The sequence below is a fragment of the Jiangella rhizosphaerae genome, assembly GCF_003579925.1.
Classification (GTDB): domain Bacteria; phylum Actinomycetota; class Actinomycetes; order Jiangellales; family Jiangellaceae; genus Jiangella; species Jiangella rhizosphaerae.
The window spans coordinates 18,262-28,547 of record NZ_QUAL01000157.1; the positions used below are offsets into that span (position 1 = coordinate 18,262).

Sequence of the window (10,286 nt, forward strand, 5' to 3'; positions counted from 1 at the left end):
CGCCGTGATCCGCGCTGTCGTCGTCGACGAACCGAGAAAGAGGACTGCATGGACAACCTGAGCCGCAACGTCATTGCGGAGGCGGTCGGGACGTTCTTGCTGATCGCACTCATGGTCACCGTCGCCACGATCGGACCAGGAATCATTCCAGCTGCGTTGACCTATGGGTTCGCGACTGCCGCCTTGGTGGCGGCGCTGGGTCATGTCTCCGGTGGACATTTCAACCCCGCGATCACGTTGGCATACCTGCTGTCCAGGCAGATCGACATCCTTGCCGCCGTCGCATACTGGATCGCGCAGTTCCTCGGTGCCGCCGCCGGCGCCCTCGCCATCATGTTGATCGCTGACGGCGATGTCGTCACCGCCGCCACGCCGGTGTTCCTCGAGGAGAATGTCAGCGTGACCGGCGCAGTTATCGCCGAGGCGATGGCCACTTTCGTCCTCGTCCTGGTGATTTTGGGGACCGTGGTCGACCAGCGGGCCCCCTCGTCGGTTTACCCGATGGCTATCGGGATCAGCGTGACTGCCGGGTTCTTCGCGATCGCCCCGCTGACCGGCGGCGCAATGAACCCGGCCAGGGGTTTCGGCCCTGCCGTCGTCAGTGGGGAGTGGGACGGCGTCGCCGCCTGGCTGGGCGGTCCACTCATCGGCGCGGTATTGGCGTGGGCGCTCTACCGGTTCGCCGTCTCCGGCGGCGACAGCCCTATCCGCGACAGCTCAGGCAACCGCTCTCACGTGCTCCCGCCGCCGCCGGGGTCGTCGCTGCTCCCTTAGGCCGCTTCTTTCGCCAATCGTGGCGGCCCGCCATGGTCTGCGGTCTCAGCCCGCTGGCACCGCGAAACCGACGAACGCTGCGATGACGTCGGCTATACGCTCGCCGGCGTGGCCGTCCCAGAGCGGTGGCACCGGCCACGTCGATGCGCGATCGGCGGCCAGTACCTCGGCCGCCACCGCGGACAGCTCAGGCCTAGTTACCAGGCGATTGGTGCCGTGGGTGATGGTGACCGGCCGTTCTGTGTTCGGCCTGAGCGTGAGACACGGCACGCCGAGGATCGTTGTCTCCTCCTGCACGCCTCCGGAATCGGTGACGACCGCACGCGCGCCGCGGACCAGCGCGAGGAACTCGACATACCCGAGCGGATCGACCACCTTCAGGCGCTCGTGGGTGAACAGACCGGCCGCCTCGAGGCGCGCTCGACCCCGCGGGTGCAACGGCAGCACAATTTCGACGAGGTCGGCGACGGCGTGCACCGCCTTCACCAGTTCGGCGGCGTCAGCGGGATCGTCGACATTCCCGGGCCGGTGCAGAGTCGCGACCGCGTAGTCGCCGGTGATGCCGAGTTCGCTCGTGACCCGCTCGGCGTCGAACCGGTCGAGGTTGGCCAGGAGGGTGTCGATCATGGGGTTGCCGACGAAGTGCACACGATCGGTAGGAACGCCCTCGTGACCGAGATGGACGAGTGCGTCCGGGCTCGTCGTGAACAACAGGTCCGACAGCTGGTCCGTCACAACCCTATTGACTTCCTCGGGCATCGTGCGGTCGAAGCTCCGGAGGCCGGCCTCGACATGCGCGAGCGGAATCTGCAGCTTGGCGGCTACCAAAGCCGCGGCAACAGTGGAGTTGACGTCGCCGTAGACCACCACGAGTGCGGGATCGCGGTCGAGGAACAGCTCCTCCAGTCCGGTCATGATCGCCGCCGTCTGCCGAGCGTGCGAGCCCGAGCCCACGCCAAGATCGACATCAGGCTTCGGCAGCCCGAGCTGACGGAAGAAGACCTTCGCCATGGCGTCGTCGTAGTGCTGGCCGGTGTGGATCAGTTCCTGAGGCAGTCCCAGTGCATCGAGAGCTCGTATGACCGGCGCCGCTTTGGGGAAGTTGGGTCGCGCGCCTGTCACGTGAACGACGAGGTTGGTGGACAATGCGGCCTTCCGAGATAGTCCTGATCGTTTGCGCCCTGGCGGGCACTGGTCAGGGTACCCCTGCCACCCGGCCCAAGGCCCTAGGATGCCGGCGGCTCGCTGGTCGATCCGCAGCATCCCTTTGCAGATACCCTGGGGCAGACGCCCCGGTCCGCAACCGCACCCTAGCCGTCATTCGAGCAGCTCAGCGGTCTGACGCCCGACCATCGAGCTGGTTGGCTGACACCAGTCGTCCAGCCGCCCGTCATACACGACCGCGACCCGCGTAGCTGAGATCACTGCTGTGCTTGGAGCGCGCCTGTAGACCCACTCGGACAGCGGGCTGAGCCCGGCCGCATCATCGTCGACACCGCGTACGACTCCGCGACGTCGCAGTCGAGGTCGACGGACCGCCCTTCAACTCCAGCCGGAGCAACACGGAGAAGTGGCGGACGACCACCGACTATCGCGGTGACCACACCCGGGTCGACCCGCCGACGGGCGACACGCCGACCGCCGTCTTCCACGACGCCCGTGGCCGCACGCAGCGGCTGCTGCAGTACCACGGCGGTTCGCCGTCGGGCGCCAACGACCAGACGCACTACACGTACGACCCGGCCGGTCGGCTGATCTCGGTCAGGGACCCGGCTCACAACGTGTGGACGTACAAGTACGACTTGCGCGGGCGCCAGATCGAGAAGACCGACCCCGACACCGGAACGACGCAGCTCACGTATGACGCCGCCGGTCAGCTGACCTCGACCACGGACGCCGAAGGCCGCACGCTCGCGTATACCTACGACGCGCTCGGCCGCAAGACGTCGGCCCATCAGGGCTCCGTCACCAGCACCTCGATCGCCGAGTGGCGGTACGACACGCTGGAACTGGGCCAGCTATCCCTGTCGTTCCGGCGTGAGGGCACGTCGGTCTACACGACCGCGATCACCGGTTACGACGACGCCTACCGGCCGCTGGGCAGCCGGGTGAGCATCTCGGCGACCGAGGGCGCGCTCGCCGGGCAGTACTACTTCTCCAACACGTACAACCCGGACGGCTCAGTCGCCACGACGACGATGCCGGCGATCGGCGGGCTGCCGGAAGAGACGTTGCACCACCGGTACGAGTCGACCGGCGCCGAGGACTGGATGTACGGCTACAACACGTACGCCGTCGACACGATCTGGTCGCCGTACGGCGAGATCCTCCGCCGCGGCCAGGGCCAGTACGGCACCGCGTCCTGGCAGACCAACCAGTACGAGGCCGGCAGCCGGCGCCTGCTCCGGTCGCGGATCGACCGGGAGGATCAGTCCGTCTTCTCCGACCTGCGCTACGGCTACGACCCGGCGGGCAACATCACCCGGATCGCGGACCTGCCCTCGGGCGGCACGCCGGACGTCCAGTGCTTCCAGTACGACTACCTGCGCCGGCTCAAGAAGGCGTTCACCGCGACCGACACCGGCTGCGATACTCCGGACCTGCCGCCGACCAGCACCCCCTCGTCGCCCAAGTACCACCAGGAGTACACGTACGATCTGACGGGCAACCGGACGTCGTTCGTCCGTACCCGGCTGTCGTCGGCAGGCACGCCGACCACGTCCACGACGACGTACACCTATCCGCCCGCCGGCTCGCCGCAGCCGCACACGCTGACGTCGTCCACCACTGGCTCCACCACGACCTCGTACACCTACGACGACACCGGCAACACCCTGACGGCCGGCGGCAAGTCGTACACCTGGGACATCGAAGGCCGCGTCAAGACCGCCAGCACGTCCGCAGACGCCTCGTCGTTCGTCTACACCGCCGACGGCGACCGCCTCGTCCGCCGCGACCCGACGATGGTGACCATCTACCTGCCCGGGCACGAGCTCGAGCTCAACCGCGCGACCAACACGGTGTCGGCGCGGCGGTACTACTCCTTCGCGGGGCAGGTCATCTCGGTCCGGACTCCATCTGGTGGCCTGCAGGACCTCTACGCCGACCACAATGGCACCGCCGACACCGCCATCGACGCTGATGCCGGCAACTACCGCAACAAGGAGCGCGACCCGTTCGGCAATTGCCGCGGCTCGACTGGCTCGGTCAGCACCTTCCCGACCGACCGCGGCTTCCACACCGGCATCGAGGACGACGCCACCGGACTGATCCAGATGGGCGCCCGCGCCTACGACCCGACGATCGGCCGCTTCCTGTCGGTGGACCCGATCATCGATCATCTCAACCCGCAGCAGATGAACGGGTACGCCTACGCCAACAACAGCCCGATCACTGGTAGCGATCCCACGGGCCTATTCCCGCCCAACCAGATGGGAACGCGTGCGGCCACATACGGCGGCACTGTCGCCAAACCGCCGCCATCTTCGGCGAACGCCGGCACCGTCGCCAAGCCATCTGCGGGTCAAGCGCTCTCCCAGCAGGCGCAAGATGCCATCCACGAGTACATGAACCCGGGTTACAACCTGGCATCTGACGTCTACGGCCGAGAATATGCAAATGCAGTGACCGGGCGGCGTTACGATCCAGCGGCGCTATATCGAAATCTCGAGCGTGTCCAATACGCCCAGTTCATGGTTGCCTACCTGAACGCGTTTGCGGAAACCGCGCAAATATTCGCGACCGCGACAGGCGCGGACGTGCTCATGACGTGCCTGGATGGCCCGAGCATGCAATGCGCCGCTGATACGGCCATTTTGGTGGGCGGTGGCGCAGCCGGCCGCATCCTCAAGACAATCGACAATGTCTCCGATGCTACCCACGCGGCAGACAATGTCACAGCAGCAACGCCGCAGTCGATGTTCCACTACACGGATGATGCAGGGCTGGAGGGAATTCTCGATAGCCGGCAATTGAACCCTTCCCTTAAGAGCCAGAGCCCAAATGATGCGAGGTATGGCGACGGACAGTATGTCTCCGACATCGTTCCAGGGACGAGGTCGTGCGCGCAGCTTTCGAGGTGCTTCTTGGGCCAACCCTTCCAGGGTCAGCGATTCAGGAACTATGTTGAGACCGACACCTCGGGCCTGGACGTCGTACGCGGAAGGGAAGGTGTCTTTGAAATACCCAACAACAGTCCTCTCGATCTGAATGGCCGAATCCTTTCTTGGGGTGTGAATGAATGATCAGACACATGCGCGTTTCGTGGCACCACAACTACGACGATGAGCCCGTTACGATCTACAGCGAAATTGAAGGAGAAAAGGAGACGAGGAAGGTAGAGATCTACAGGGATGGCCACATGGACCTAGCTGGACCGGGACTTGAGACAGGTTCGACATTTCTCTCAGTTACACCCATGCCTTCCGTAGAAGAGATCGCAGCTCAGCCGGAGTTCAGCCCTACCATCGTCGACGAGGATGAATTCGAACGCGTCTGGTGGGCCGCACGTCGTGAGCACGGCATAGACAAGGCTGGAGAGGAACCGACCTAGCCAAATTCGGCCCGTCCACGATTGCTTGTTCACCTTTTAGAACAGGCCGCAAAGGCAGGGGCACCGCGGTCCGCACCCGTGCACCGTCAGTGCCGCTGTCGGCGAGCAAAATCGCCGCCACACCGGCGTCGCCGGCCGGAGCCGGTCATCGCCGGCCCTCCCGAAACAGCGAGCGCACCGCGGCGGATGGCTCGCCCCTGACCTCGCGCGGTTTCCCGCTACGGGAGGCGACCCACGCGGGCTGTACCGCGGCGTCGGGCGAGCTCACACATTGCCACGATGCTTGCCGGTCCCGCCCCTGACACCACCAGCTGTTACTATCCACCGGGTGATGCGCCGCCTCCGGGCGGCAATCGGCCACGAGGGGGCGCAGGAGCCGGAGACGCTCGACGTGCAACCGCACGGGTGGGCACGGGCGTCATCCCAGTGTGGCTGTGTCGATGGGGAAAGTCGGGGACCAACGTGCGAGAACGACTGACGGTCAGCGGGCGGGCCGGCTAGCGCCATGCGCGTCCTCGTCCTGACCGTGGTGCACGACCCGGAAGACGCACGCATCCGGCATCGTCAGATCGTCGCGCTGCGGGAGGCCGGGCACGAGGTCACGCTGGCGGCGCCGTTCAGCGACACCGGCCGCCCGATCCCGGCCGATCTCGGCGTCATCGACATCCCGCGGTCGTACGGGCGGCACCGGCTGCTCGCCGTCCGCACGGCGCGGCGGTTGCTGAAGCGGCACGGCCGCGACTACGACATCGTCCTCATGCACGACCCCGAGCTGGTGCTGGCCAGCATCGGCCTGGACATCCCCGGCCTGGTGTGGGATGTGCACGAGGACACCGCCGCGGCACTGCGGATGAAGGCCTGGCTGCCGAAGGTGGGCCGCCCGGCGGGCGTGGCGCTGATCCGGGCCATCGAGCGCCACGCGGAGCGCCGCATGCCGCTGCTACTGGCCGAGGAGTCCTACGCGGACCGCTTCCGCAAGCAGCACACCGTCGTCCGCAACAGCGTCGCGATCCCCGACGACATCGATGCGCCGGTGGACGACCGCGTCGTCTACCTGGGCCGGCTGACGGCGGCCCGCGGCGGCCTCGACCTCGTCGAGCTGGCCCGAAGGCTCGCGCCGGAGATCCAGGTGCACCTGGTCGGCCCGGCCGACGCCGACTGCGCGGCAGCCATCGAGGCCGCCCAGGCCGACGGCGCGGTCACGTGGCACGGCTTCGTCCCCAACGACGAGGCGCTGACGATGCTGCCCGGCGCGCTCGCCGGGCTCAGCCTGCTGCACGAGCAGCCGAACTACGCGCACTCCCGGCCCACCAAGATCGTCGAATACATGGCGCACGGCCTGCCGGTCATCAGCACGCCGAACCCGGCGTCGGCCGAGCTGATCATGCGGCACCGCTGCGGCACCGTCGTCCCGTTCGGCGACGTCGGCGCGGCCGAGGCGGCGGTGCGCGCCCTGAAGGCCGACCCCGCGGAGCGGCGCCGCATGGCCGAGGCCGGGCGCGAAGCGGTCATCGCCCACTACAGCTGGGACGCTGACGCCGACCTGTTCGTCCACTCCCTGGAGAAGCTGGCACACGCCACCGTGCGCTGACGTCGGTACAGTTCTCCTTCCCGACCAGACCTACGACGGAGAATTCGATGCACCGGGCGATTCGCGCGCTCCTCGGCTCCCGCTGGCCGCTGCTGGGCATGGCCGGCGCCGTCGCCGCCGTCGTGGTGGCGGTCGTCATCGTCGCGACGGGCGGCAGCCTCGCCGAGGCGGCGCTCGCCCTGCTGCTGGGGCTGACGCTGGTCGGGTTGGTCGTCGTCGGTGCGAGCGCCCGTGAGGCGGAGCAGCGCGCCCGCAAGACCGAGAAGCAGCTCAAGACGCTCGGCGACTCGATCCAGGCCGTCGCGACGTCCGTCCAGGCGGTCGAGGCGCGGCAGAATGACCCCAGCGGGGGGCCGCTGGCCGCGATCATCGGGGCGCAGCGGCTCGACGCCGCCGTCCGGCACGACGAGCTGGTCGCGCTGCACCATGAGCTGCGCGCCGACCTGCACGCCACCCTGACCGAAGGGCAGCTAGCCGAGCTGTCAGCGCTGGCCAACCTGTACGCGATGCTCGGCGCCGACGACGAGGTGCCGGCCTTCGGCGGCTTCGCGGCGTCGCCACGGACGGTGCTCCGGCTGGCCTCGCTCGTGCGGCGGCTGCCGTCCGACGCGCTGATCGTCGAGTGCGGCAGCGGCAGCTCGACCGTCTGGCTGGCGCTGGCCTGCCGGCGGGCCGGCAAGGGCCGCGTCGTCGCGCTCGAGCACCATGAGCTCTACGCCGGGCGCACGCGCGAGGCGCTGGCCCGGCACGGGCTCGAGGACGTCGCCGAGGTGCGGGTCGCGCCGCTCGAGCCGGTCACCGTCGGCGGCGAGAAGCACGACTGGTACGCCGCGCCGCAGTGGACCGACCTGCGCGGCATCGACCTGCTGTTCGTCGACGGCCCGCCCGGCAGCGTCGGGCCGCGGTCGCGGTATCCGGCGTTCCCGCTGCTCGCGACCGCCCTCGACGACGGCGCCATCGTCGCGCTCGACGACGCGCAGCGGCAGGACGAGGCCGACATCGCCGCCGACTGGCTGGCCGAGACCGTCGACGGGGTGCGCCTCGCCGACGACGAGGTGGTTGGCCGCACGCGGTTCTTCATCGCATCCCGCGCCTGACGGCGGACCGGTCGAGCCGGCTCCGTCGAGCGGCGTGGATCGATGCCCGTCCGTCGAGCGTTGGGTGTCAGTGCCCACCCGCCCGGTTGGGTGACCCACCCAACCGGGCGGGGTCTGCCCCCGGCCGCAGCTGCGATCGGCTGCACCAAGGCGACGCCGACCGACGCGACGGCTCAGCCGGCGGCCGATCAGCCGGTGGCCGACGCCTCGATGAGCATGCCCTGCTTGGTGATCCCGACGACGGCCGGCCGGACGCCGATCTCCGAGCCGCTGACCCAGTGCACCCCGAACAGCCGCCGCGCGGTCTCGTCGAGCCCGTCGGCGCCGGCGTGCCGGCGCGCGCGGTGCAGCGCCCGGGTGGCCCACAGCTCGACCGGCGGGCCGGGCTCGTCGGACACCGCCGCTCTGACCAGGCCCACCTGCTCTGACGCCGACAGCGCCAGCAGCGTCCCGACCGCCGACCGGCCGATGGCCACGCCGGCCGGCACGACCAGCGAGAACGGCGACGGGAACCCGGTGCGCACCGGCTCGGGCGCGAACCGGACCCGGGCGTCGGCGGCGAAGTAGTCCTCGATCCAGCGCGGCAGCTCCTTGCTCGGCGACACCGTGACGACGAGGTCGGTGTACGCCGAGGCCAGGATGCTGTCGACGGTGACCTGGACCTCCTCGGGCGTGCCGCTGGTGGCATCGACGACGGCGTGCACGACGGGCACCTGCCACATGCGGCCGACGTCGGAGGGCCGGAACAGCGGGATCGGCAGGTGGTTCGCGGCCAGCCCGGACCGCTCGCGCTTGATCTCGTCGCCGCGGACGGCGAAGTTGCGAGCGCCCTGGTGGTAGCTGCGGGCGTCCGGCTCGGGGACGATCACGGCGCCGGCGGTGAAGATGCGGTAGCCGAACTCGGTGTCGACGATGCCGCGCAGCCCGAAAGTCGAGAACCCGCCGCTCTCGGCGTAGAGCGCCCGGGGCGTGGACACGCTGGCGCCGACCACGGCGATGAAGGTGTCGTCGGCGTACGTGGTGAGGCGGCCGGCCTCGCGGATGAAGTCCTCGTGCCAGGCGTGCTTCTTCTGCTTCCGGCCGTCGAGCAGCTGGTCGAACGTGTCGTCGCGGCTGGCGGCGAGGACGTCGGCGGCGGTGATGCCGTCGAAGTCGACGAACAGCTTGTGCCCGAGCACGACGGCGTCGGCGAGGGTGTGGTGCCAGCGGGCGTGCGCCTCGACGTGCGTGCGGGTGGCGACGATGTCGGCGTCGAGGAACAGCACGATGTCGCCCGTGGCCGCCTCGGCGCCGGCGTGCCGCGCCCGCCCCGAGCCGTGACCGTCGCCGGGCGGCAGCCGCAGCACCCGGGCCCGCTCGGGGTGGACGGCGGGGAGCCGCAGCGGCTCCGCGGACGCGTCGTCGACGACGATGACGTCCATCAGCTCGGCCGGGTAGGTCTGCGCCGTCAGCGCGGCCAGCGTGAGGTCGAGCTCGTCCTGGCAGTCCTTCGCCGGCAGCACGACCGTCACCGTCAGGGTCGGCGTCCAGGCTCCGAGCTCGGGCACCTGGACGGAGGTCCACTCCTGACGGGGTACGGCGACCGGTGTCGGGGCCGTGGGCGACATCGTTCCTCCGCTAGCCGGGTAGTGTGGGGTCGCCGCTCTCCGGGCGGCGCCACGCTGAGAACCTACCGGGCCCTGTGATGCCGACCAAAACCGACCTCCCACCAGCACCGATCGCTGCGCCGTTCGTCCCGGAGTGGACCGGTCTGGCCGCACTCGATCCGTCCGAACTACGCGCGGCAGCCGCTGCCGTCGTGGCGGCGCCGCTGCCCGTCGTGAACACCACGCTGGTCTCCCCCGCCGGGTTCGACGCCTTCGACGACGACGGCCCGGGCGCGCCGCCCCGGCCGCTCGCGCAGCTGCGCACCACGCCGTCGGGCACGCTGCGGCTCTACGCCGGGCGCACGCGGCTCGCCGAGCTCGGCCGGCCCCCGGTCCTCGACGCGTCCGCGCTCGAGCGGCTGCGCCCGTACGCCGGCGTCCAGGTGCCGTTCGGCGCGGCGACCGGCCCCGTGGAGCTCGCCGGGTTCCTGCGCCAGCTGCTGGTCGGCGGCATCCCCGTCTATGCGCCGGACCTCCCGCTGGTGGTCCGGCGGCTGCTCGGGCCGGTGCTCGGCGAGCTGGTGGCCACGCTGACCCCGTCGACGCTCGCCGACCCGAACCGGCGCGAGCGGTGGTCGGTCGCCGCGCGTCGCGCCGCCCTGCGCGCCGCCACCGCGGCCGCCGGC

The 10,286-nt window shown here is 69.6% G+C and carries 8 protein-coding genes; 6 read left to right on the forward strand and 2 right to left on the reverse strand.

Annotation, left to right across the window (positions count from 1 at the left end; translation table 11 throughout):
- Window positions 1–48 precede the first annotated feature (48 nt).
- Window positions 49–774 (forward strand): MIP/aquaporin family protein, encoded by a 726-nt coding sequence (locus DY240_RS16500; protein ID WP_119660940.1) that lies wholly within the window; start codon window positions 49–51, stop codon window positions 772–774.
- Between the two features lie 45 nt (window positions 775–819).
- Here DY240_RS16500 and wecB read toward each other — a convergent pair whose 3' ends face one another.
- Window positions 820–1,920, reverse strand: a complete 1,101-nt coding sequence (gene wecB, locus DY240_RS16505) for a non-hydrolyzing UDP-N-acetylglucosamine 2-epimerase (RefSeq protein WP_199701625.1) — start codon at window positions 1,918–1,920, stop codon at window positions 820–822.
- Window positions 1,921–2,555: 635 nt separating this feature from the next.
- On the opposite strand from wecB, the gene DY240_RS16510 reads away from it, so the two are divergent.
- The 4 genes from DY240_RS16510 (at window position 2,556) to DY240_RS16520 (ending at window position 8,014) form a co-directional block, all read left to right on the forward strand.
- Window positions 2,556–5,018, forward strand: a complete 2,463-nt coding sequence (locus DY240_RS16510; protein ID WP_119660942.1) for an HYD1 signature containing ADP-ribosyltransferase family protein — start codon at window positions 2,556–2,558, stop codon at window positions 5,016–5,018.
- 8 nt (window positions 5,019–5,026) lie between these two features.
- On the forward strand, window positions 5,027–5,326 hold the full coding sequence (locus tag DY240_RS31395; protein WP_147375363.1) for a DUF6881 domain-containing protein: 300 nt from the start codon (window positions 5,027–5,029) through the stop codon (window positions 5,324–5,326).
- A 505-nt stretch (window positions 5,327–5,831) separates the two neighbouring features.
- Entirely contained in the window at window positions 5,832–6,917 is a 1,086-nt protein-coding gene (locus tag DY240_RS16515; RefSeq protein ID WP_119660943.1) for a glycosyltransferase, read from the forward strand.
- A 47-nt stretch (window positions 6,918–6,964) separates the two neighbouring features.
- Window positions 6,965–8,014, forward strand: a complete 1,050-nt coding sequence (locus tag DY240_RS16520; protein ID WP_119660944.1) for a class I SAM-dependent methyltransferase — start codon at window positions 6,965–6,967, stop codon at window positions 8,012–8,014.
- A gap of 188 nt (window positions 8,015–8,202) precedes the next feature.
- On the opposite strand, the gene DY240_RS16525 is transcribed toward DY240_RS16520, so the two are convergent.
- Window positions 8,203–9,621 (reverse strand): glycosyltransferase, encoded by a 1,419-nt coding sequence (locus DY240_RS16525; protein ID WP_119660945.1) that lies wholly within the window; start codon window positions 9,619–9,621, stop codon window positions 8,203–8,205.
- Window positions 9,622–9,698: 77 nt separating this feature from the next.
- Between DY240_RS16525 and DY240_RS16530 the strand changes: the two genes are divergently transcribed.
- Window positions 9,699–10,286: hypothetical protein (locus tag DY240_RS16530; RefSeq protein ID WP_147375364.1), on the forward strand; the 588-nt coding region annotated here is incomplete at its 3' end.